The 21,835-nt window shown below is 71.7% G+C and carries 18 protein-coding genes and 1 tRNA gene; 14 read left to right on the forward strand and 5 right to left on the reverse strand.

Annotation, left to right across the window (positions count from 1 at the left end; genetic code table 11):
• Positions 1-43: 43 nt before the first annotated feature.
• From ACFY6U_RS28555 to ACFY6U_RS28570, 4 genes are all read left to right on the forward strand, one after another.
• Entirely contained in the window at positions 44-2,083 is a 2,040-nt protein-coding gene (locus tag ACFY6U_RS28555) for a right-handed parallel beta-helix repeat-containing protein (protein ID WP_390042739.1), read from the forward strand.
• Positions 2,084-2,149: 66 nt separating this feature from the next.
• Complete coding sequence (locus tag ACFY6U_RS28560; RefSeq protein ID WP_390042741.1) at positions 2,150-3,028, forward strand: polysaccharide lyase; 879 nt, start codon at positions 2,150-2,152, stop codon at positions 3,026-3,028.
• 28 nt (positions 3,029-3,056) lie between these two features.
• The gene (locus tag ACFY6U_RS28565) at positions 3,057-3,821 is read left to right on the forward strand and encodes an NDP-sugar synthase (protein ID WP_390042743.1); all 765 of its coding nucleotides are present in this window, start codon (positions 3,057-3,059) and stop codon (positions 3,819-3,821) included.
• Positions 3,822-3,870: 49 nt separating this feature from the next.
• Positions 3,871-5,223 carry a phosphomannomutase/phosphoglucomutase gene (locus ACFY6U_RS28570; protein WP_390042744.1) on the forward strand — a complete coding sequence of 451 codons (1,353 nt, stop codon included), beginning with the start codon at positions 3,871-3,873 and terminating at the stop codon, positions 5,221-5,223.
• Positions 5,224-5,230: 7 nt separating this feature from the next.
• On the opposite strand, the gene ACFY6U_RS28575 is transcribed toward ACFY6U_RS28570, so the two are convergent.
• Together ACFY6U_RS28575 and ACFY6U_RS28580 are read right to left on the reverse strand one after the other, a co-directional pair.
• Complete coding sequence (locus ACFY6U_RS28575) at positions 5,231-5,731, reverse strand: heme-degrading domain-containing protein (RefSeq protein ID WP_390042746.1); 501 nt, start codon at positions 5,729-5,731, stop codon at positions 5,231-5,233.
• Positions 5,731-6,810 (reverse strand): Gfo/Idh/MocA family oxidoreductase, encoded by a 1,080-nt coding sequence (locus tag ACFY6U_RS28580; RefSeq protein ID WP_390042748.1) that lies wholly within the window; start codon positions 6,808-6,810, stop codon positions 5,731-5,733. Before ACFY6U_RS28580 ends, ACFY6U_RS28575 begins: the two co-directional genes overlap by 1 nt.
• A 48-nt stretch (positions 6,811-6,858) precedes the next feature.
• Here ACFY6U_RS28580 and ACFY6U_RS28585 point away from each other — a divergent pair, with 48 nt between their 5' ends.
• From ACFY6U_RS28585 to ACFY6U_RS28610, 6 genes are all read left to right on the forward strand, one after another.
• Positions 6,859-8,061, forward strand: coding sequence for an ROK family protein (locus ACFY6U_RS28585; RefSeq protein ID WP_390042750.1), 1,203 nt, complete (start codon positions 6,859-6,861; stop codon positions 8,059-8,061).
• A gap of 455 nt (positions 8,062-8,516) precedes the next feature.
• Positions 8,517-9,518, forward strand: coding sequence for a hypothetical protein (locus ACFY6U_RS28590; protein ID WP_390042751.1), 1,002 nt, complete (start codon positions 8,517-8,519; stop codon positions 9,516-9,518).
• 181 nt (positions 9,519-9,699) lie between these two features.
• Positions 9,700-10,479 (forward strand): HAD-IIA family hydrolase, encoded by a 780-nt coding sequence (locus ACFY6U_RS28595; RefSeq protein WP_351491055.1) that lies wholly within the window; start codon positions 9,700-9,702, stop codon positions 10,477-10,479.
• A gap of 139 nt (positions 10,480-10,618) precedes the next feature.
• Entirely contained in the window at positions 10,619-11,161 is a 543-nt protein-coding gene (locus ACFY6U_RS28600) for a hypothetical protein (RefSeq protein ID WP_390042753.1), read from the forward strand.
• Between the two features lie 13 nt (positions 11,162-11,174).
• Positions 11,175-11,846 (forward strand): class F sortase, encoded by a 672-nt coding sequence (locus ACFY6U_RS28605; protein ID WP_390042754.1) that lies wholly within the window; start codon positions 11,175-11,177, stop codon positions 11,844-11,846.
• Between the two features lie 323 nt (positions 11,847-12,169).
• Positions 12,170-13,198 (forward strand): glycoside hydrolase family 6 protein, encoded by a 1,029-nt coding sequence (locus ACFY6U_RS28610; RefSeq protein ID WP_390042756.1) that lies wholly within the window; start codon positions 12,170-12,172, stop codon positions 13,196-13,198.
• A gap of 117 nt (positions 13,199-13,315) precedes the next feature.
• On the opposite strand, the gene ACFY6U_RS28615 is transcribed toward ACFY6U_RS28610, so the two are convergent.
• The 3 genes from ACFY6U_RS28615 to ACFY6U_RS28625 all read right to left on the reverse strand — a co-directional run bounded on the left by ACFY6U_RS28615 (position 13,316) and on the right by ACFY6U_RS28625 (position 17,777).
• Positions 13,316-15,253 carry a galactose oxidase-like domain-containing protein gene (locus ACFY6U_RS28615; protein ID WP_390042757.1) on the reverse strand — a complete coding sequence of 646 codons (1,938 nt, stop codon included), beginning with the start codon at positions 15,251-15,253 and terminating at the stop codon, positions 13,316-13,318.
• Positions 15,250-17,232 carry a glycosyltransferase family 2 protein gene (locus ACFY6U_RS28620; protein ID WP_390042759.1) on the reverse strand — a complete coding sequence of 661 codons (1,983 nt, stop codon included), beginning with the start codon at positions 17,230-17,232 and terminating at the stop codon, positions 15,250-15,252. Before ACFY6U_RS28620 ends, ACFY6U_RS28615 begins: the two co-directional genes overlap by 4 nt.
• A gap of 471 nt (positions 17,233-17,703) precedes the next feature.
• A tRNA-Lys gene (locus ACFY6U_RS28625) sits at positions 17,704-17,777 on the reverse strand.
• A gap of 186 nt (positions 17,778-17,963) precedes the next feature.
• Between ACFY6U_RS28625 and ACFY6U_RS28630 the strand changes: the two genes are divergently transcribed.
• From ACFY6U_RS28630 to ACFY6U_RS28645, 4 genes are all read left to right on the forward strand, one after another.
• Positions 17,964-19,265: a peptidoglycan-binding protein gene (locus tag ACFY6U_RS28630; RefSeq protein WP_390042761.1), complete on the forward strand. Its 1,302-nt coding sequence runs from the start codon at positions 17,964-17,966 to the stop codon at positions 19,263-19,265.
• 69 nt (positions 19,266-19,334) lie between these two features.
• Positions 19,335-20,465: an SPFH domain-containing protein gene (locus tag ACFY6U_RS28635; RefSeq protein WP_390042763.1), complete on the forward strand. Its 1,131-nt coding sequence runs from the start codon at positions 19,335-19,337 to the stop codon at positions 20,463-20,465.
• 114 nt (positions 20,466-20,579) lie between these two features.
• Complete coding sequence (locus ACFY6U_RS28640; protein ID WP_390042765.1) at positions 20,580-21,185, forward strand: lytic polysaccharide monooxygenase; 606 nt, start codon at positions 20,580-20,582, stop codon at positions 21,183-21,185.
• A 129-nt stretch (positions 21,186-21,314) separates the two neighbouring features.
• On the forward strand, positions 21,315-21,791 hold the full coding sequence (locus ACFY6U_RS28645) for a DUF3592 domain-containing protein (protein ID WP_390042767.1): 477 nt from the start codon (positions 21,315-21,317) through the stop codon (positions 21,789-21,791).
• Positions 21,792-21,835 lie beyond the last annotated feature (44 nt).

The raw sequence follows: 21,835 nt of genomic DNA on the forward strand, positions 1-21,835 counted from the left end.
CGGTTCAGTGCCGAACGGCGGAGGACATGTACAGGAGCCTCCTATGAACGACCAACCACTCAGACCGGGCGCGACCGCCCCGGCCGACCGGCCTCGCACGGGCCTCTCGCCCGCCCCGCTCTCCCGGTCGGCCAGGAGCGTCGCCCCCGCGGGCCGCTCCGCCCGCCGCCTCGGCGTCGCCCTCACCGTCCTCGGACTGCTGACCGGCCCCGTCGTGCTGTTCGGAACACCGGCGCAGGCCGCCTCGTGCTCCGGTCAGGTCCGCTACGCCAGCAGCACCAACACGATCTACCTGACCTCCGGCACCGCGAGCCTGTCCGACATCGACGCGCTCTGCCCGTCCGCACCCCTCGTGGAGACGGACCCGTCCACCAACACCTGGGAACTGAGCGCGGACCTCGTCGTCCAGAACGGCGCCACCCTCGACCTGCACGGCAGCGCCGTCGGCGGCGACGTCGACACCCTGCGGCTGCGCAGCCTGTCCGACAACGTCGCCACCCACGTCAGCGCCATCACCGCGCAGTACGGTGACATCGACATCGACACCGTCCACATCACCTCGTGGGACGACGCCACCGGCGCCCCGGACACGGACCCGTACCTGCCCGCGAACGCCCCGTCCGGTTCCCGGGCGCGCGCCTTCATCAGGGCCATCTCCTACCTGGACACCGACGGCACGCCACGCGAGTCGCGGATGGACATCAAGGACAGCGACATCGGCTACCTCGGCTCCCACGACGCCGAGAGCTACGGCGTGTCGTACAAGGGCCGCGGCTGCGACTCCACCCACCTCGCCGTGTGCGCGGCGCTGAACGTCTACGGCTCGGAGACGGGCAGCCGGTTCCACAACAACTTCATGGGCACGTACACGTTCGACGCGTACGGCATGACCTTCACCGGCAACGAGTACGACCACAACGTCATGTACGGGCTCGACCCGCACGACGACTCCGACTACCTGACCATCACGCACAATCATTCGCACGACAACGGCGACCACGGGATCATCTGCTCGCAGCGGTGCGACCACCTGGAGATCGCGTACAACGAGGTCGACCACAACGGCATTCCGCCGTACGTCCCGGTCGGTGACGACGACCCGTCGGACAACCAGGTCCACGGCATCATGATCCACCGCGGGGTCACCGACAGCGTCATCGAGGACAACTACGTCCACGACCAGCCCAACGGCGCCGGCATCGCGGTCTTCGACAGCAGCGGCGACACCATCCGCGACAACACGGTCACCGGCGCCGAGTACGGCCTGCGCTACAGCGTCGGCTCGTCGAACATCACCACCACCGGCAACACGGTGACCAACAGCAGCCAGTACGCCGTCTTCACCTACCAGGGCTCCGACATCCCGGCCTACACCAACAGCACCGGCCGGCCGAGCAACCTGACCTTCACCGGCAACACCTTCGACACGACCGCCAGCAACGCGGTGAAGCTGAACCAGACCGACGGCACGGTGTTCTCCGGCAACACCTTCAGCGGCTCGTTCGCCTCCGGGGTGCTCACGCAGTGGAGCACGGGGACGGTGTTCTCCGGCAACACCCTTCCCACGTCCCTCACCTACTCGGTGAAGGGCGACTCGACCACCCCGGGCAGCATCACCTTCAAGGACGTCAGGCAGGCCACGAAGGTGGCGGTGGACTCCGTGAGTTCGGCGTCGTTCACCGGCTCGGCCGGCACCGTCTACAAGGCGAGCGCCTACCCGGCCGTCACCACCGCGCTCGGCTCCGCCGGAGCGGGCAGCACGGCGACACTGACCGCGGCGGCGGTCGGCACCTCCCAGGTGACCGTCACCCCGCAGTCCGTCGCGGTGATCCCCGCGAGCGGCACCGCCACGGGCCGCGTGCCCACCGGCGCGGGGGCGTACGAGGTGCTGGTCGCACCCGGCACCGCCGGCACCGACCTCGCCTTCACCGCCGTCGGCCTGACGCCGGGCGCCAGGTACGCGCTGACCGTGGGCGGCACCACACTCGCGAGCGGCACGGCCGCCGCCGACGGCACCCTCACCCTGCACACGGTGGCGAGCACGGCCCAGGAGGTGGACTACCGGTTCGTCAGCGCGAGTTAGCGGGCCCTGAGACGGCCCGACGCACGGATCGACGGTTCGGCACACCGGCAGACGGGAGCGGCGGCAGTGCGCAGAAGGCAGTTCATCATGGCCTCGGGGGCCACCGTGATCGGTACGGGGGTCGCCGCCTGCTCCTTCGGCGGCCCGGGGGGCGGCACGTCCGGATCCCCGGGCCGCTCCACCGGCCCGGCCACCCCGCTGAGCGCGGACCCGGCCGCCGTGGCCGGGTTCTTCGGCCCCCGGCTCACGGCACGCCAGGCCGGCTCGTTCGGCCTCTCCCGCGCCGGGCTGCTGCCGGGACACCACCCCGTGCTGGGCCGGGTGCTGCGGGTCCACTACCCGGCACGCTCGGCCAGCCCGACCGTCGCGCGACAGTACGGCCTGCCCGAGGGCGGAGCCCAGATCTACCTGAAACTGGCGGACGGCCCCGTCGACCTCCTCCACCTTCGTTACTACGTGCGGTTCCCGAAGTACTTCGACTTCGTCAAGGGTGGCAAGCTGCCCGGCCTGTACGGCGGGACGGTGACGAGCGGCCGTCGCATCCCCGACGGGGCGAACGGGCTGTCCACCCGCTACATGTGGCGCACACACGGCGCCGCCGAGGTCTACGCCTATCTGCCGACGTCGGTCGCCCACGGCACCTCGCTCGGTCGTGGCTCCTGGGACTGGCCGCTCGGCCGCTGGGTCTGCGTCGAACAGGCCGTACGCCTCAACAGGCCGGGCCACTTCGACGGAAACGTGACCGTCCACGTCGACGGGCGGCAGGTGCTGAGCCGAGGCGGGCTGGAATTCCGTACCACCGAGCGGCTCGGCATCGACGGAGTGCTCTTCTCGACCTTTTTCGGCGGTAGCGACCCGACATGGGCGACGCCGCGTTCCCAGTACGCCGACTTCGCGGCGTTCGCCGTGGCCGACCGGCCGATCGACCCGCTGCCAGGCGTCTGAACATCCCGTCCTAGGAGGGACCCCACCCATGACCGTCACCCATGACACGGCTCTCACCATCACCGGCTGGGGCGGAGCGCATGTCCGACAGGCCGTCATCCTCGCCGGAGGGCAGGCCAGCAGGCTGCGCCCCTACACCGACCACATCCCCAAGGCCCTGGTGGAGGTGGCCGGACGGCCCATCTTCGAGCACCAGGCGCACTGGCTGGCGGCCGAGGGCATCGAGGAGGTGGTCATCTCCTGCGGCTACAAGGCCGACGTGCTGCGCGACTACGTGGCCGCCAACCGGCTTCCGCTGCACGTACGGGTCGTCGTCGAGGACGAGCCGCTCGGCCGTGGCGGCGGCCTGAAGTACGCCGCCACCCGCCTCCCGTTCCCCGCGGAGCGGTGGGCCGGCCTCAACGGCGACATCCTCACCCGCTTCTCGCTGCGCGACCTGGCGCGGGCCCACGTCGAGCGGAACGCGCTCGCCACGCTGGCGGTGACGCCGCTCAAGTCGCCGTACGGGATCGTGGAGATGACCCACTCCGACCGGGTGACGAGCTTCACCGAGGCACCGGTGCTGCCGCACTGGATCAACGCGGGGGTCTATCTGTTCGAGCCGGAGGTCACCGCGCTCCTGCCGGACCTGGGCGACCACGAGGACACCACGTTCCCCGAGCTGGCGCGGGAGGACCGGCTGTCGGCGTACCGGATCAACGGGTACTGGCGCGGCGTGGACAACGCCAAGGACCTGAAGACGGCGACGAAGGAGATCACGGGGTTCGGCTGGGTCCGGACGGTCACCGCCTAGCCGCCCCGACGGACCGTCCCGGACCGCCCCGACAACGAAAGGCTTTCCCGTGCCCGACTACTCCCACCTGGTCAAGGCCTACGACATCCGTGGCGAGGTCCCCGCACAGCTGAACTCCGACCTCGCCCGCAGGACCGGCGCCCTCTTCGTCCGGCTCACCGGCGCCCCGCGGATCGTGGTCGCCCGCGACATGCGCGACAGCAGCCCGGAGCTGGCCGCCGCGTTCGCCGCGGGCGCGAACGCGGCGGGGGCGGACGTCGTCGACGCCGGGCTCGGCTCGACCGACTACCTGTACTACGCCTCCGGCAGCCTCGACCTGCCCGGTGCGATGATCACCGCCAGCCACAACCCGGCCAAGGACAACGGCATCAAGCTGTGCCGTGCCGGAGCGGCGCCCATCGGCGAGAGCTCCGGGCTGGGGCGGATCCGGTCCTGGCTGGAGGCCGGCGACATTCCGGCGCCCGCGGCCCGCCCCGGCACCACCACCTCCCGGAACCTGCTCGGCGACTACGCCGCCCACCTCAACGCCCTCGTCCCCCTCAAGGGCAACCGCCGCCTGACCGCGGTCGTGGACGCCGGCAACGGCATGGCCGGCCACACCGTCCCGGCCGTCCTCGACGGCCTGCCCGTCGATGTCGACGCCCTGTACTTCGAACTCGACGGCAGCTTCCCCCACCACGAGGCCAACCCCCTGGACCCGAAGAACCTCGTCGACCTGCAGGCCCGGGTCCGCGCCGTCGGCGCCGACATCGGTCTCGCCTTCGACGGCGACGCCGACCGGTGCTTCTTCGTCGACGAGCGCGGCGAGGCGGTGTCCCCCTCGGCCGTCGTCGGCCTGGTCGCCGCCCGCGAGCTGGCCCGTCACCCCGGCTCGGCCGTCGTGCACAACGTGATCACCTCCGCGGCCGCCGTCGAGATCATCCGTGAGCTCGGCGGCACGCCGGTCCGCTCCCGGGTCGGCCACTCGTTCATGAAGGCCGCGATGGCCGAGCATGACGCGGTCTTCGGCGGCGAGCACTCCGGCCACTACTACTTCCGGGACTTCTGGCGTGCCGACACCGGGATGCTCACCGCCCTGCACGTGCTGGCCGCCCTCGGCGAGCAGGACCGCCCGCTGTCCGAGCTCGCCGCCGGCTACTCCCGCTACGCGGCCTCCGGTGAGATCAACTCCGTGGTCGCCGACGTGCCCGGCACCCTCGACCGGGTCGAAGCCGCCTACCGCGGGGAAGGGGTCACCACCGACCGGCTGGACGGGCTGACAGTGGACCTGAGCGACGGCCGCTGGTTCAACCTGCGGCCGTCGAACACCGAGCCCCTGCTGCGGCTGAACGTCGAGGCGCCCGTCCCGGCGGCTGTCGACGCCCTGCGCGACGAGGTGCTCGCCCTCGTACGGCGCTCCTGAAGGGGTGTTACGGCTTCAGGAAGTTCTCCAGTGCCTCCACCACGAAGCGGTGGTCCTGGAGTTGGGGGAGGCCCGAGACCGTCACCGAGCCGATCACGCCCACGTTCTCGACGGTGATCGGGAAGGAGCCGCCGTGGGCCGCGTACTCGTCCGGGTCCAGGCGGGAGGACTCCTCGAAGGTCGTGCCCTTGGCGCGGAAGCGGGCGCCGACCAGGTAGGAGGCCGAGCCGTAGCGCTCGACCACGCGGCGCTTGCGGGTGATCCACGCGTCGTTGTCGGGGGTGGAGCCGGGCAGGGCCGCGTGGAAGAGCTGCTGGCCCGCGCGGTGGATGTCGACGGCGACCGGGGCCTGGCGCTCCCGGGCCATCTCCACCAGCAGGGAGCCGAGGGCCCACGCGTCGTCGTAGGTGAACTGCCGGAACACCAGGCGGCGTTCCTGCTTCTCCAGCTCCTCCACGGACGGGGTGAGTTCGGGAGCGGTCTTCGGGGTGAGCTGCGGGTGGTGCATCAGAGGGTCACCGTCACCTTGTCTCGGGCCGAGCGGCGGGCTGCTTCCAGTACGTCCAGGGCGGCGGCCGCCTCCAGCGCGGTCACCGGGTTGGGGCCCTCGCCCCGCAGGGCCCGGGCCACGGCCGCGTAGTACGCGGGGTAGTCGCCGGGGAGGGTGGGGACGGTACGGCCGCCGCCGGTGACCGGGGACTCCCCGGCGCCGATACGGCCGTACAGCGACTCCGGTTCCTGGCCCCAGGCGGCCGAGGTGTCCGGGCGCTCGCCCTTGCGCAGGGCGTCCTCCTGCGGGTCCAGGCCGTACTTGACGTAACCGGCCTTCGAGCCCAGGACCCGGAAGCGCGGGCCGAGCTGGGCCGCCGTCGCCGAGGCGTAGAGGTGGGAGCGGACGCCGTTCGCGTGCGTGACGGCGATGAAGGTGTCGTCGTCCGTCTCGGCGCCGGCCCGGCGGATCACCGACTCGGCGTACACCTCGGTGGCGGGGCCGAAGAGGACCAGGGCCTGGTCGACGACGTGGCTGCCGAGGTCGTAGAGGAGACCTCCGATCTCTGCCGGGTCGCCGGACTCGCGCCAGCCGCCCTTGGGCTGCGGACGCCAGCGCTCGAAGCGGGACTCGAAGCGCCAGGCGTCGCCGAGTTCGCCGTCCGCCAGCAGCTTGCGGAGCGTCAGGAAGTCGTTGTCCCAGCGGCGGTTCTGGAAGACCGAGAGCAGCAGGCCGCGCTCCTCGGCGAGGGCGGCCAGCTCGCGCGCCTCCGCGGCGGTGCCCGCGACCGGCTTGTCGACCACGACCGGGAGGCCCGCCTTGAGGGCGGTCGTCGCCAGCGGGACGTGCGTCCTGTTCGGGGACGCGATGACGACCAGGTCGAGCCCGGCGGCCCGGTCGAACAGCTCGTCGGGCGTGGCGACCGTCCGGGCGTCGGGGAACTCGGCCTTCGCCTGCGCCTGCCGCTCGGCGTTCGAGGTGACCACCGTGTCCAGGGCCAGGCCCTCGGTGGCGGCGATCAGGGGGGCGTGGAAGACGGATCCGGCGAGGCCGTAGCCGATGAGGCCGACGCGGAGGGGAGGGGCAGCAGCTGTCATGCGTCCTACTTTCGCAACGCTGTTGCCAAAGTGCAAGTGGGAGGGAGAATGAGTGGCGTGAACAGGACGAGGAGCGGGCGGCCGGGTGTGGCCGGCGGGCGAGCCGGTGCCGCTGGGGGGCTGCCGGGTGCGGCCGGTGGGCTGCCGGGTGCGGCCGGTGGGCGGCCGGGGGCGGTCGGAGCGAATCTGCCGGCCATGCGCAGCCACAACAGCGCGCTGGTGCTGGACCTGCTGCGCACGGCGGGGGAGGACGGCATCAGCCGGCTCGAACTGGCCGAGCGGACCGGGCTCACCCCGCAGGCGGTCAGCAAGATCACCGCCCGGCTGCGGGAGGACGGCCTCGCCGCGGAGGCCGGGCGGCGCGCGTCCACGGGCGGCAAGCCCGCCACCGTGCTGCGGCTGGTGCCGGACGCCGGGCACGCGGTGGGGATCCAGCTCGACCGGGACGAGCTGCGCGCGGTGCTCGTCGACCTCGACGGCACGGTGGTCGCGGACCGGCAGGCGGCGGTGGACCTGGGGGCCGGGGCGGAGGCCGTCCTCGGCGCGGTCGTGGAGCTGGCCGGGGAACTGGTCGAACGCGGCGGCGACACCCTGCTCGGCGTCGGGGTCGGGGCGCCGGGGCCGCTCGACCACAGCCACGGGGTGCTGCACCGCGTCACCGGGTTCCCCGAGTGGGACGGCTTCCCACTGCGGGACGCCCTCGCCGAGCGGCTCGGGGTGCCGGTCGTCGTCGACAAGGACAGCAACGCTGCGGCCCTCGGACTCGCCGTCGGCGGCGAGGGCGGCTCCTTCGCCTGCCTGCTCCTCGGTACGGGGCTGGGCGCCGGCCTGGTGATCGGCGACACCGTGCACCGGGGGGCGCGGACCGGGGCCGGGGAGTTCGGGCACCAGGTCGTCCAGCTCGACGGGCCGCCCTGCCACTGCGGCAACCGCGGCTGCATCGAGGCCCTGTGCCTGGCGGCGGTGGCCCGCGGCGACGTGGCCGAGGCGGCGCGGGTCCTCGGCGTCGGGGCCGCGAACCTGGCCGGCCTGCTCGACATCGACCTCGTGCTGCTCGGCGGCCGGACGATCGCCGCCGCGCCGGAGCCCTTCGTACGGGGGGTCGCCGCCGTCCTCGACGCGCACACCCGGCGGGAGGGGAGCCTGCGCACGGCCGTCCCGGTCCGCCTCGCTCCCGGCGGCGGCCGGGGGGTCGCGGAGGGCGCGGCCCAGCTGCTGCTCGCTCCGCTGTTCGGGCGCGCGGACGGCTGAACGGAGTGCGCCCCCGCACGAGTTTCGGCGGGCATGGCGAACGGGGTGCGTCGCTGCAATGGGCGGGGCGTTGGCAGGCATGGCGAAGGGGGTGCGCCCTTGCACGGGGTCGGGCGGGCATGGCGACGGGAAGTCCTCTTCACCGGGCTTCGGACGGATATGGCGGATGGGGTCCGTCATTCCATTGGGTTTTGGTGGGCATGACGACGGAAGTGCCTCTGCACCGGGCTTCGGGCGGGTATGGCGAACGGGGTCGTCGGTGCATGGGCTTTCGGGCGGGTATGGCGAACGGGGTGCGTCGGTGCAGGGGTTCGGCGGGCATGGCGAACGGCGGTTGCGCGCGGGCGGGTTTCGGCGGGTATGGCGAACAGGGTGCGGCTGATCGGGCGGAGTGGGCCCCCTTCGCGGAGTGGCGTCCGTCCTCTCCGGCTCGCGCCCGGCAGAGTCACCTGTCCATGCGCATGCGACTGAGCACCCCCCTGTCCCTCTGCCTGGCCGCCGCAGCCGCCGTACTCACCCCCGCGTCCCCGGCGACGGCCGCCCCCGCCGTCGCCGAGGCGTCCTGCGCGGGCGCCGACCAGCAGGGCTTCCCCCTGACCACCCGCCTCCACGACGGCCCCTCGTCCTACGAGCCCGGCGGCGGCTTCGGCACCTGGTACCTCGACCTCACCAACATCACCGGCCGCACCTGCGCCGACATCCACCCGGTCGTCGTCCTCGTCGACGACAAGAAGGCCCTCAAGCCGTCCCAGACCGAGCTGGAGTTCTACGACGGCCCGCGCACCCGCCCGGTCCCGCTGACGGAGACCGACGAGTCCGAACTGGTCGGCGTCTTCGACGGGACCGGATTCCCGGGGCTCACCGTGGCGCCCGGGGCGACCGTCTCGGTCAAGGTGAGACTGGCCGTCACCTCCGACGCCGTACGGAACGGGGTCACGGCCAACGCGGCCGTCGTACAGCGGCAGGGGGCGGACGGCGAGTGGGTGGGGGAGTCGAACGACTACCGCTTCGGCATCGGCGGCGAGGCACCGCCGCGGCCGCCCGCGAGCGTCGCTCCCGCCGTCCCTTCCAGTGGCTCCTCGCAGGTCGGGCCGGAGACGCCCGCGCGCACACCTGCGGGGACCAGCCCCGCAAGCCCCGCCAGTCCCGACACCAGCCCGGGTGCCACCCCCGCCGCCTCCCCCGGGGGCAGCGCCTCGCCCTTCACCGACGAGGCCGCTGGCGGAAAGCGGGACGGCCGGCGTGACGGCTGGGAGGGCCGGGAGGTCTGGGACCGCCGCCGGGAGGCCTGGGAAAACCGGGGTGCCTGGGGCGCCGAGGGACCCTGGGAGGCCGGGGAACGCGCCCGCGAACTGGCCCGCACCGGCCTCGGCCTGGCCCACGGGCTGTTCACGGCCGCCGTCGCCCAGCTCGCCGTAGGAGCGAGTGCGTTCCTGCTGGCGCGCCGACGGCGGTGACCGCTGTCGGGTGACGGTCACGGCGACGGCCATGGCGCTGCCCCCTGTCGATCCCTGGGTGGGCCGGCAGGCGAACCGGCCATTCCCGGGTGATCCCGGCTGTGTCTAGGCTGGGGCGTCGGTACGCCGTGGTTCCGGCGCCCCAAACGCACACAGGACAGCTCACCAGGAGACGCACCACATGGCAGAGCGCAAGCCCATCGAGTCGTGGCTCACCGACATGGACGGGGTCCTCATCCACGAGGGGGTTCCGATCCCTGGAGCGGACGCCTTCCTGAAGAAGCTGCGGGAGTCCGGACGGCCCTTCCTGGTGCTCACCAACAACTCCATCTACACCGCCCGTGACCTGCACGCACGGCTGCGCCGGATGGGGCTCGACGTGCCGGTGGAGAACATCTGGACCTCGGCGCTGGCCACCGCCCAGTTCCTGGACGACCAGCGGCCCGGCGGCAGCGCCTACGTCATCGGCGAGGCCGGCCTGACCACCGCCCTGCACGACATCGGGTACATCCTCACCGACCACGAGCCCGACTTCGTCATCCTCGGCGAGACCCGCACCTACTCCTTCGAGGCGCTGACCAAGGCCGTGCGGCTGATCAACGACGGCGCCCGGTTCATCGCCACCAACCCCGACAACGTCGGCCCGTCCGTGGAGGGCGACCTGCCCGCCACCGGCTCGGTCGCCGCGCTGATCACCGCGGCGACCGGCAAGAAGCCGTACTTCGTCGGCAAGCCCAACCCGCTGATGATGCGGGCCGGCCTCAACGCGATCGGTGCCCACTCGGAGACCTCCGCGATGATCGGCGACCGCATGGACACCGACGTCCTCGCCGGCCTGGAGGCCGGGATGCGCACCTTCCTGGTGCTGTCCGGCGTCACGCAGCCGGACGACGTCGACCGCTACCCCTTCCGCCCCTCCGAGGTCGTGAACTCCATCGCGGACCTCGTCGACCGGATCTGAACCGGTCCCGGAGCGACTCCGGACCGGCTGCGACCGGCGGGCACCAAACCTGGGACCACCCGTACGGAGCAACAAGGCGCCCCCAGAGGATGCGGGGGCGCCCCGTGCGGGGGAGCCTCCAGATATCTGGAGGTTCACGATGGGCTCAATTCCCCTCACTCTCTGTACCGGACTCCTGGTCTGCGCCGCCGGTCTCGCCCCCGCGGCGGCCCTCGCGGCGGACGGCCAGGGCGTCACCGTGACCCCTGCTTCCCCGCCCGCCGGATCCGTGGTGGCGCTGCGGGCGAGCGGCTGCTCCGGTACGACCGGCACCGCCGCCTCGACGGCCTTCGTCACGGACGTCCACCTCGCCGGCACCGGCGGCGACCTGACCGGGCAGGCCCAGGTCCGCTCCACGGCCGGCGCCGGCAGCTACACCGTGCAGGTCACCTGCGGCGGCTCCGCCGTCGCCGGCAGCGTCACCGTCGTACGGCAGTCCCAGCCGGACGCGCCCGGCGTGGTGCCCGCCTCGCCGTTCGCTCCCGTGCACGCGGGCGGCGGCGGCACCGCTCCGCTCGCCTCGGTGGATGCCCGTTCGGCCGGTCCGGACACCGCGCAGGCGGTCACCGGCCTGCTCCTCGCCGCCTTCGCCGCGGCCGCCGTCGGACTGCTGAGCGCCCGCCGCCGGCGCAGCTCGCGCTGAGGACGGGAGCACGATGTCCGACGACACCGAACGTTCCCCCGGCACCGGACGGCTGCTGACCGGGGTGGCCTGGGCGGTCCTGCTGCTCGGGCTGTGGCTGTGGGGTCGCGGGGTGACCGAGATGCCCGACGGCATGACGGGGCCCACCACGGGTGACGTGGCCGCCGTCGGCCGCCCTCCGTCGGATCCCGAACTCCCGCCCGCAGCAAAGCCGTTGACTTCGGCCGTGCCCGAGCGCGTCGACATACCGGACCTGGGCGTGCAGGCCCCCGTGGTCGCCCGCGGCCTCGACGGGGACGGCGGGGTCGACCCACCGCCCTTCGACCAGCCCGGTGTGGTCGGCTGGTACGGCTCCGGGACCTACCCCGGCGCGGCCGGCACCGCGGTCCTGGTCGGGCACGTCGACACCGAGACCCGGCCCGCCGTCTTCTACAAGATCAGCGCGATGCGCCCCGGCGAGACGATCCGCGTGGTCCGCGCGGACAACACGGTCGCCGAGTTCACCGTCGACGACGTCCGGGTCCTGCCCCGCGACCACTTCGACGCCCAACAGGCCTACGGCACCCGCGAGTCGGGTCGCGCCGAGCTCCGCCTGATCACCTGCGGCGGCACCTTCGACCGGACGACCCACAGCTACACGGCGAACGTGGTCGTCTCGGCGTACCTCACCGGCACCGCCGCATAGGGCCGCGGTACCGCACGCACCACCTGTCGCCCGGTCGACGGCCCGCTCCCCTGAGACCGCCGACCGGGCCGGTCCTCGACCGCGCGCGCTCGGGCTGCGGGAGCAACCCGGCGTCAGGCGCGGGAGGCTGGGAAGGCGGCCGGTGTCCGGGCCGCCCGCAAGCGACTCTAGAGGGCGACGGGCGCCCGGGCCTAGGTTCGCGCTCGCCAAGCCCGTCAACAGCGGCTGTAACAGCTCACCGACAAGGGTTGGGCGATCTCGTGGCGAGAGCGGTGGGTATGTCACGATTGGGCTCTGGCCAAGTGCACCCAGGGGGGAATTGGATGTACGACAGCAGGGGGGCCCGCTCGGCGGCCCGGGCCGGGGCACTGGGGGCGGCGCTGCTGCTCGCCGGCTGCTCCTCGGGCGGCGGCTCGGGCGGGGGCAAGCCGGCCGCGAGTCCGCAGGCGGTGATCACCCAACAGCCCAAGGAGGCCGACCCGTTCTGGGTGAACCCGGACTCCAACGCGGCCCGCCAGGTGAAGGCCTACGCGAAGGCCGGCAAGGGCGGCGACGCCGAGCAGATCCGCAAGATAGCGGCACAGCCGACCGGCGAGTGGATCGGCCCGGAGAACCCGGAGCAGGAGGCGCGCGGCTTCACCGAGGCCGCCCAGAAGTCCGACCGCACGGCCCTCCTGGTCCTCTACGACATCCCGCACCGTGACTGCGGGCAGTACAGCCAGGGCGGCGCGGCCGACGGCGACGCGTACCGGGCGTGGATCGACGGGGTCGCCCGGGGCATCCAGGACCGTCCCGCCACGGTGATCCTGGAACCGGACGCCGTACTGCACATGGTCGACGGCTGCACCCCGCCCCAGTTCCAGGAGGAGCGCTACAGCCTGCTCAACTACGCGGTCGGCAAGCTGAAGTCCCTCAAGTCCACCAAGGTCTACCTGGACGCCGGCAACGCCGGCTGGGGCCACCCCGACCAGATCTACCGCCCCCTCCAACAGGCGGGCATCGCCCAGGCGGACGGCTTCGCCGTCAACGTCTCCAACTTCTACTCCACCCAGGACTCCATCGCCTACGGCAAGCAGCTCTCGGCGAAGGTCGGCGACGAACACTTCGTCATCGACACCAGCAGAAACGGCAACGGCCCGTACGCAGGCGGGAATCCGGACGAACGCTGGTGCAACCCCCCGGGCCGTGCCCTGGGAGAGACCCCGACGACGAAGACGGCGGACCCCCTGGTGGACGCCTACCTGTGGGTCAAGCGCCCGGGCGAGTCGGACGGCACGTGTAAGGGAGGGCCGCAGGCGGGCCAATGGTGGCCCACCTACGCTCTGAAACTTGCCCAAGGGTCGGATACCTAGGGGCGCGGGGCGGAGCCGACTTGCGGCTCCGCCGCGCGGGCGCGACAAGCCCCCACCGGCCCGCAGGTGACCCCTGCCCGGTTCGGCACAGCGCTCCCGCCCGAACCCGCGGGAGCGCTACGGCACCTTCACCCACTGCGCCTTGCTCGGCGTTCCCTGATCGTCGTCCACGAAAATCATGTACCACCCCGAAGGAACCAGGTTCCGGTTCCCCGGCACCGTCACAGTGATCCGGTTCCCGGACGTCTTGAAGTCCAGGGCGACCGACCGCTGGTCCACGTCCGTGACATGGGTGGTCGCACTCGGCCGGATCAGCCGCACCTTCTTGATCGTCGACGCATGCCGCGACGTGAACGTCCCCGTGCCGCCCCGTGCGATGGTCTGCGGGCCCCCGCTCAGCGACGGCCGTGAGTCCCGGTACAGGTACGGCGGCGTGTAGATCTCGATCCGCTGCTCGAAGACCCCCGGCTTGGTGTTCGCCTTGTCCGCGAAGAGCGGGTTGGAGCCGAAGAACATGACCCGGCCGTCGGGCAGCAGGATCGACCCGGAGTGGTAGTCGCGGCCCACGAGCGGGTCGGCCACCCTCCGGAAGGAGTTCGTGGCGGTGTCGTAGATCCGCGCCTGTCTGATGTCGGAGGCGCCGCGCCCCCGGTAGTCCTCGGAGCCGCCCGACACCAGCACGCTGTCGTCCGGGAGCACCGAGATCTGCGGGTACCGCGTCCCCTTCTCCAGCGAGGGGCCGTCGACGAACTTCGGGTTCGGGTCCTTCAGGTCGATCAGCCGCGTCTTCCTCGTGGACAGCGCGGACTCGCCGACCCCGCCGCCCCCGACCACCAGGTACTTCTCGTCCTGCGCCGGAGGCAGCAGCACCGTCCCGGACGTCTCCAGCATGTTCGGGTCGCTGAGCCCGGACAGCCTGGTGAACCGGTTGGTGTCGACGTCCCAGATGCCGGGGTCCCGGCCGACGTCGTCCGGACCGTACCCGGCGTTGGAACCGGAGTAGAAGAGCCTGCCGTCCTGGAGGAGGAACAGCGCGGGGTAGGTCGGGAACTGGCGCTTGTACTTGGTGTACGTCCAGGTCTTCGTCCTCGGGTCGAAGACCTCGTTCTTGCCGGGCACCAGCTGCCCGATGTCGTCGAGTCCGGAGACGCTGAGGATCTTTCCGTCGGACAGTGTCGTGAGCGTGGGATACCAGCGTGCCTCGTTCATCGGGTCGACCTTGATGTACTTCTCGGCGACCGGATCGAATTCGTAGGCGTTCTTGATGCCCTCGAAGTCCCGCTTGTCCATCCCGAGTTTGTTGGCGATGCCGTAGGTGTTGCGGGCGTCGGCGCCGGTCAGTCCCGCGATGCTGTAGTTGTCCTGGGTGCCGGTCTCGTACCTGGTGCCCTGCTCGGGCGCCTCCACGACGACGCGGGCGTAACCGGGGTTGTTCCGCAGGAACCTGCCGGTCTTCCTGTCGAAGACCTTCGTCGCGCGCGGGATCAGCGCCGAGTCGTCGGAGACGAACGTCTTGCCGTTCTGCTTGCCGGTGAACCGGGTGCCCTTGGGCAGGGTCATCGGTTTGTCCGGGTTCTCGTTGTAGAGGATCATGACGCCGCCGGCCTTCTTGACGTCGCCCTTGAGCTTCTCGTACCGCTTGGTGCCGCCCGCGATCAGGATGTTGCCGTTGGCGAGCTGGGTGTGGCCGGTGCAGAACAGGTCGGCCGGGGTGGGCACCTTCTTGATCGTGCCCTTGACCGGGTCCCAGATCCGGCTGTCGTAGATCTTCGCGTCGAAGTTGTCCTGGTTGTTGCCGGAGCCCGCGACGAGCAGCACCTTCCCGGTGTGCAGGAGCACCGCGTGGATGGTGTCCTGGCGGTACTCCTTCGGGAACTCGATGATGTCCCAGTGGCCGTTCGCGGCCTTGTACTCCGGTCTGTTGATCTTGTACTGGTGGTATCGCTCGGTCCCGAAGCGGTACAGCCACGGCCCGTTCATCCCGGCCAGGGCGAGAACGACCACGGTACTGATCGCGAGCCGACGGGCCCGGCGGCGCCCGGCGCTGTCGTTCATGCCTCACGGCCTCCCGGTCCGCCGCTGCCCCTCGGTCCGCCCGGACCGCCGAGCGCGATCCGCAGGGTCTGCTCGGCGGGGGTGCCGGTGGGCGGCGTCCAGGTCGGCCGCTGCCGCGGCGCGTGTCCCGCGGGCAGGTAGCCGGCCGGCACCGCGTCCTCCGGTTCGGGCACCGCCCCGGACGCCCCGCGCTCCTTCCGCAGGGTGTACCGCCAGACGAAGATCGGCGCGGCCGTGATCAGCAGCGCCAGCGTGGCCCAGGTGAGCATCGCGGGCTGCGCGTGGCCCTCGACGAAGCCCGCGGCGAGCGAGCCGCCGAAGACCAGGATGAAGAACCAGTGGATGCGGAAGGTCCCGAAGAGGGTGTCGGGGCTCGCCGACTCGCCCTTCGGGGTGACCACGAACCTGCTCTTGCGGCGCAGCACGGCGTCCATGAGGGAGCGGGCGTAGACGGGTGCGGAGAGAGCCGACATCACCATGCCGGCGACCCCGCCGGAGCCCTCCGGCTCGTGCGGGGAGACGTTGTGCCGGCGGTTCCAGACGTAGAGGCCGATCTGGAGCGCGGAGGCGTTGCCGTAGAGCATCAGCCACACGGCGGGGTCGATGTTCACGCCCGAGGCGCCCAGGCCCAGGAACAGCGCGCAGCTCAGCGCCGCCAGGATCCAGTTGAGGGCCGACATCGGGTAGAAGATGATCATCATGGTGTAGTTGAAGAGCTTGCCGGGACCCAGGCTGAACAGGCCCTTCCAGTACTGCTTGAGGATCGTCTCGTACGTGCCCCGGGACCAGCGGAGCTGCTGGGTGAAGAAGTCGGTCCAGGCGTTCGGGCCCTCGCCGACCGCGAGCACGTCCGGGGTGTATACCGAGCGCCACTTGCGGCCGGTCGCCGGGTTCTTCGCGCGGTGCATCTCGAAGCCGGTCGCCATGTCCTCGGTGATCGAGTCGTACAGACCGCCGATCTGCTGGATCGCCCTGATCCGTACGGCGTTGGAGGTGCCGACGAACATGGGGGCGCCGTAGCGGTTGCCGGCGCGCTGGATCAGGGCGTGGAAGAGGAACTGCTGGGACTCGGCGGCCTTGGTGACGAACGTGTCGTAGTTGCCGTAGACCTGCGGGCCGATGACGAAGCCGACGTCCGGGTCGCGGAAGTACCCCAGCATCCGCTCCAGGTAGTTGGGGAGCGGGACGTGGTCGGTGTCGACGGAGGCGAAGAAGTCGTACTCGCCGCCGTGCGCCTCCAGCCAGGCGTTGTAGTTGCCGTGCTTGGTCTTCGCGCGGTGCGGGCCCTGTGGCCGGTTCCACCGCTCGACGCCCTTGCGGGTGAAGTGGTGCACGCCCAGGCGCGCGCAGACCTCCTTCACCTCCGCGTCGTCGCCCTCGTCGAGCAGCCACACATGCAGCAGGCCCCGGTGGCGCAGCCGGACGGCCGCCTCCAGGGTGCGGGTGACCATGTCGAGGGGTTCCTTGCCGGGCACGAACGTGGTGATGAAGGCGACCCGGGTGCCGGTCTCCGGGACCACCGGGACCGGGTCGCGGGCGACCAGGGTGGCGTGCGCGTTGGACAGCACGTTCAGGCAGCGGAAGAACTCGATCAGGCCGATCGACACCAGCATCACGATGTCGAGGGCCGGCAGGACGTCGTACGCCGGGTAGTCCCGCTGGGTCCAGTGCTCGGGCTGCAGCAGCCAGGTCAGCAGGACCAGCGAGAGCAGCGGGGCCGCGCCCAGCATCAGCGCGGCGCGGACGCGGTGCGGTTCCTGGGAGAGCAGCGAGCGGTACTGCACGGTGTACGGCCGGGCCGGGTCGGGCTGGGTGAGGGGGCCCGCGAGCCGGCTGTAGTGCTCGTAGTCGTATCTGGGCAGGGTCTTCTTTATGCGGCCCAGGGCGGCGGCGGTGCGGTGCGCGGGCACCCGGAGCTGTGCGGTCTGTGACGGGTCGTATTCCTGTTCCTGCCGGGCGCCCATCGGCGTCGACGTCATGAGTCATCCCCCCACACGCAGATCAGCGCGTGATTCATCGGTCCCGGAGCCCGCTCGGATCCCCCTCGACCCTGCCGGGCGCGTCAATGGCGGGGCACAGTCGTCCCACAGGAAATGGACACGGACCGTGACCGTCCGGTTGCATGGTGCCCCCCTCGGCACCGATTCATGACGGGGCCCCTCAACCCCGCAGATCTGGCAACCGGCTATCTACCCCCCAAGTGCCGCGAAACACCGGCACTTTGGACAACCAGGGTTCTACGCTGCCCAACATGATCGCAAGGGCGAAACGCCGTGTTTACCGGGCATAAGCGTTCATTGTGGAGCATGTGGTGATTGTGTGGATCGGTCGTGTCGGTTGTTGACATGAAGGGGCAAGAGGGGGCACGGGGCGCCGAAGTGGCCTCGCGTGACCGCCGGGGTGTACGCCAGAAGGCCCCCCGCTGCTGCGGAGGGCCTTCTGGGTGTCTGTGCGCCGCCAGGGACTCGAACCCCGGACCCGCTGATTAAGAGTCAGCTGCTCTAACCAACTGAGCTAGCGGCGCCTGCTGACATCGAGAACTCTACCCGACGGGGAACCGTGCTCCCGACCATCGGCCACCAGGGCGACCCCCGTCCGCCCTTTTCTGTACATCATTCGGACCGTCAGCATGCGCACCGGGGCCACAGTTGGGAAACTGATCAACGTGCACAGTCCCGGACATATCAACATGAAGTGTGAGGGGAATCGCATGCCGGCCCCGGTCTTCGAGGAATTCGACCCCGCGACCACCTGCGACTGCCCCGGCTGCGTCCACTGGCGGCGGGTGAGCCCCTCCCCGCTGCCCGGCCGCTTCGGCGGACACCCGGCGGCCCGCGGCGTCCTGGTCGTGGCCGCCGCCACGTCCGCCGCCCTCGCCGCGGGCGCCCCCATCGCCGCCGCCCACAGCACCCCGCCCGCCCCGCACCGGTCCGCCACCCCCGTGGACCCCCAGCCCGAGACCCCGCAGGGCGTGAAGTCCCCCCTGCACGGCCCCAACGGCAAGCCCGTCCAGGGCCCGGTCACGACGCCCCCCATCACCCGCACGCAGATCATCAACCGGGCCAAGACCTGGGTCACCGCCAAGGTGCCGTACAGCATGACCCTCTACTGGACGGACGGATACCGGCAGGACTGCTCCGGCTACGTCTCCATGGCCTGGGGGCTGACCGGCAACGAGTGGACCGGGAGCCTCGACCAGTTCGGCACGAAGATCACCAAGGAGGAGCTCCAGCCCGGCGACATGCTGCTCTTCCACAACCCGGACGACCCCGAGAAGGGCTCCCACGTGGTGCTCTTCGGGGGCTGGACGGACTACACGCACACCTACTACACGGCGTACGAGCAGACACCCCCGCACGCCCGCAGCCAGTCCACGCCCTACGCCTACTGGAGCAACTCCGCCAAGTACGTCCCCTACCGCTACAAGGGCCTGATCGCGGACCCGGCCACGCCCGGCGCCCAGGCCGCGAAGACGTCGGTGGTGTACCCGGGGGCGGCCTACTTCGGGCCCGGTGCCCACAACAAGTACGTGACCCTCCTCGGGCAGCTGCTGATCGCCCGGGGCGCCGGCGGCTACTACGCCAAGGGCCCGGGGCCGGCCTGGGGGCCGTCGGACCAGCGGGCCACCCAGGCCTTCCAGCGGGCCCAGGGCTGGACCGGCGCCGCCGCCGACGGCCTGCCGGGACCGGGCACCTGGGAACTCCTCGCCACCGGCAGGGGCAAGAACATCAAGTCCGCCCCCACGGCCCCGTCCGCCCCCGCCTCGCACGGGGTCCCCGGCTACCCCGGCAAGAACTTCTTCCGCCCGGGCGCCGCCAACGACTACGTCACCCGGCTCGGCAGGCAGCTGGTCGAGAAGGGCTACGGCCGGTTCTACCCCGACGGTGCGCATCCCGCCTGGGGGGAGGCGGACCGCAGGGCCGTCGAGGCGTTCCAGCGCGCCCAGGGCTGGCGCGGCGGCGCGGCCGACGGCTACCCGGGGCCGGAGACCTGGCGACGCCTGTTCCTGTGACGACCCCGACCCCGATCCCGACCCCTTGAGGACCACCTGAAGCATCTGGCGCGGAGGCTGGAGGCAGGCATGAGTACGACCACCGAACACACCCCTGATGCGGACGGGCCCCCGGACGGCGGGCCGCCCACCCGCCCGACCCCCCGGCTGATCCAGAACGAGATCACCACCGAGATCCCCGTCCACCTGCTGTTCCGCGACGACCCCGACCCGGTGTCGGTGCCGCTGCGGCCCGCCGTGGTCGGCCGTAGGCAGGGCACCGGCGAGCAGCCCCGGCTGCGCCGCCCGTTCCCGGCCAAGCCCCGGCCGGCCGCCGCCGTCGACCCCGACCTGGTGGAGCGTCCGGCCCGGGTGCTGCCCGGCGCGGCCGGCGTGTGCGCCGGGCTCGGCGGAGTGGCCGGGGGGCTCGCCACCTCCTGGTGGGCGGGGGTGCTGCCGCCGCTCGCGGCGCACGCGCTGCGCCTGCCGGCGTACGGGGGCGCGGGGCTGGGCCCGGCGCAGTGGGCGGCGTACGCCGGGGCCGGTGCGCTCGGGCTGGCCGGCTTCGCGGGGCTCGCGCGCGGGACGACCGGCCGGGCCTGGGTGCTCGGCCTGTTCGGCCGCTACCGGGGAACGGTACGGCGCACCGGCCTGCTCTGGGTCAACCCGCTGCTGCAGCGCCGCCGGGTCGATGTCCGGCTGCGGCACTGGCGCAGCGAGGAGATGCCGGCGGCGGACGGCAACGGGGTCGCGCTCCGGGTCGTCGTCCTGGTGGTGTGGCGGGTGCGGGACACCGCGCGGGCGGTGCTCGGGGTCGAGGACCACGAGACGTATCTGCGCGAGTGCGTGGAGGCCGCACTGGCCCGGGTGCCGGTGGAGCCGCCGGGCACCGCACGGGGTTCGGTGGAGATGGCCACGGACGCGCTGACCCGGCTGGTCACGGCGGACGCGGCGGGCATCGGCCTGGAGGTGTTCGCCGTGCAGCCGGTCCGCGTGGAGTACGCCCCGGAGGTCGCCGCCGCCATGCAGCGCCGCCGGATCGCCGCGCTCGACGCCCGGCAGCGGGCCACCATGCTCACCTCGGTCGTGGACTCGGTCGAGGACACGGTGACCCGGCTGACCATGCGCGGACTCGTCGAACTCGACGACTACGAGCGCAAGGTGCTGGTGCGTGACCTGACGGTGGCGTTCTGCTCGGGGCGCACCGAGCCCGTGCCGTGACGGGGACGGACCCCCGTTTGGTATGGACATGTTCAACAGGCGGCAATAATCTGGGACTTGGTCTAGACCTGCACGGCTCACTGAACCTCCCCCACGTTCTCCAGGAGCGGCAGCATGCGTAAACGGACCAAGGTGTCGGCCGTCGTGCTCGGCGTGGCGACCGCCGGAGCCTTCGCACTCTCCACCGGCGGCGCCAGCGGGCACGGCTACACCGACCTCCCCATCAGCAGGCAGAAGCTCTGTGCCAACGGCACGGTGACGAACTGCGGCGACATCCAGTACGAGCCGCAGAGCGTCGAAGGCCCGAAGGGCTTCCCGGCGGCCGGTCCCGCCGACGGCCAGATCTGCAACGGCGGGCTGAGCAGGTTCGCCCAGCTCAGCTCGCCGACCACGCCCTCGGGCGGCGCCTGGCCGACGACGAAGGTGACCGGCGGCCAGACGTACACGTTCCGCTGGCAGTTCACGGCGATGCACGCCACGACCGACTTCAAGTACTACGTCACCAAGCAGGGCTGGAACCAGAACCACGCCCTCGCCCGTTCGGACCTCAACACCACCCCGTTCCTCACCGTCCCCTACAACGGCCAGCGCCCGCCGGCCACCCTCAGCCACAGCGGCACCCTGCCGTCGGGGCTGAGCGGTCACCACGTGATCGTGGCGGTCTGGACGATCGCCGACACGGGCAACGCGTTCTACGCCTGCTCGGACGTCACGTTCTGACCGGCGTCGTTCGACAACCGGGTAACACCCGGCTGATCTGAGCTTCGCTTGAGGACCCGCCGCGGGCCGCGGGGGTACGTTCCCGCCACGCCGGTCAGTCGGACCGGTGTTCGGAGGCGGGGGACTCTCATGGGCCTGATGGAAGCGTTCTTCTACATCCTTCCCGGCATCTTCGTCGTCGTCGGTGTCCTCGGGTTGGTCAAGACGCTGCGGCGGTCGAGCGAGATCAGCCGGACGTGGCGTCACGGGCGTACCGCCGAGGCGCGCTGTCTGCGGTCGTACACGAGGACCAGCGGCGGTGGCGGGGACACGTCCGTGACGACCACGCTGCACCATGTCTACGAGTTCACGACGGCCGAGGGGCGGGTCGTCCGCTTCGACGAGGCGAGCGGGCGGTCGACCGTGGTCGAGGGGGATTTCGTGACCGTGTACTACCTGCCGGAGCGCCCCGAGGGGGCGACCTCGCAGCCGCCCGCGCAGGGGAAGCTGGCGGTGGGGACCGGGTGCACGGTGGCGTTCTTCGCGGTGTTCATCGGGTTCGCGCTGGTCTTCATGGGGGTGGCGCACTTCTTCTTCTCGGTGGCGGACGGGACTGTTGCGCCGTGAGTGTCGGTTGAGGCCGTGGGCTTCTGCGGGCCGGTGTGGGCTGG

The sequence above is a fragment of the Streptomyces sp. NPDC013157 genome (assembly GCF_042899865.1).
In the GTDB taxonomy this organism is placed as follows: domain Bacteria; phylum Actinomycetota; class Actinomycetes; order Streptomycetales; family Streptomycetaceae; genus Streptomyces.

What these genes read in the sequence shown, in the direction of transcription:
- ACFY6U_RS28630 (WP_390042761.1), top strand. Translation starts at nt 17,964, where the DNA reads ATGCCGGCCCCGGTCTTCGAGGAATTCGACCCCGCGACCACCTGCGAC.
- ACFY6U_RS28610 (WP_390042756.1), top strand. Translation starts at nt 12,170, where the DNA reads ATGTACGACAGCAGGGGGGCCCGCTCGGCGGCCCGGGCCGGGGCACTG.
- ACFY6U_RS28620 (WP_390042759.1), bottom strand. Translation starts at nt 17,232, where the DNA reads ATGACGTCGACGCCGATGGGCGCCCGGCAGGAACAGGAATACGACCCG.
- ACFY6U_RS28615 (WP_390042757.1), bottom strand. Translation starts at nt 15,253, where the DNA reads ATGAACGACAGCGCCGGGCGCCGCCGGGCCCGTCGGCTCGCGATCAGT.
- ACFY6U_RS28555 (WP_390042739.1), top strand. Translation starts at nt 44, where the DNA reads ATGAACGACCAACCACTCAGACCGGGCGCGACCGCCCCGGCCGACCGG.
- ACFY6U_RS28640 (WP_390042765.1), top strand. Translation starts at nt 20,580, where the DNA reads ATGCGTAAACGGACCAAGGTGTCGGCCGTCGTGCTCGGCGTGGCGACC.
- ACFY6U_RS28605 (WP_390042754.1), top strand. Translation starts at nt 11,175, where the DNA reads ATGTCCGACGACACCGAACGTTCCCCCGGCACCGGACGGCTGCTGACC.
- ACFY6U_RS28585 (WP_390042750.1), top strand. Translation starts at nt 6,859, where the DNA reads ATGAGTGGCGTGAACAGGACGAGGAGCGGGCGGCCGGGTGTGGCCGGC.
- ACFY6U_RS28575 (WP_390042746.1), bottom strand. Translation starts at nt 5,731, where the DNA reads ATGCACCACCCGCAGCTCACCCCGAAGACCGCTCCCGAACTCACCCCG.
- ACFY6U_RS28580 (WP_390042748.1), bottom strand. Translation starts at nt 6,810, where the DNA reads ATGACAGCTGCTGCCCCTCCCCTCCGCGTCGGCCTCATCGGCTACGGC.
- ACFY6U_RS28645 (WP_390042767.1), top strand. Translation starts at nt 21,315, where the DNA reads ATGGGCCTGATGGAAGCGTTCTTCTACATCCTTCCCGGCATCTTCGTC.
- ACFY6U_RS28595 (WP_351491055.1), top strand. Translation starts at nt 9,700, where the DNA reads ATGGCAGAGCGCAAGCCCATCGAGTCGTGGCTCACCGACATGGACGGG.
- ACFY6U_RS28565 (WP_390042743.1), top strand. Translation starts at nt 3,057, where the DNA reads ATGACCGTCACCCATGACACGGCTCTCACCATCACCGGCTGGGGCGGA.
- ACFY6U_RS28600 (WP_390042753.1), top strand. Translation starts at nt 10,619, where the DNA reads ATGGGCTCAATTCCCCTCACTCTCTGTACCGGACTCCTGGTCTGCGCC.
- ACFY6U_RS28635 (WP_390042763.1), top strand. Translation starts at nt 19,335, where the DNA reads ATGAGTACGACCACCGAACACACCCCTGATGCGGACGGGCCCCCGGAC.
- ACFY6U_RS28590 (WP_390042751.1), top strand. Translation starts at nt 8,517, where the DNA reads ATGCGCATGCGACTGAGCACCCCCCTGTCCCTCTGCCTGGCCGCCGCA.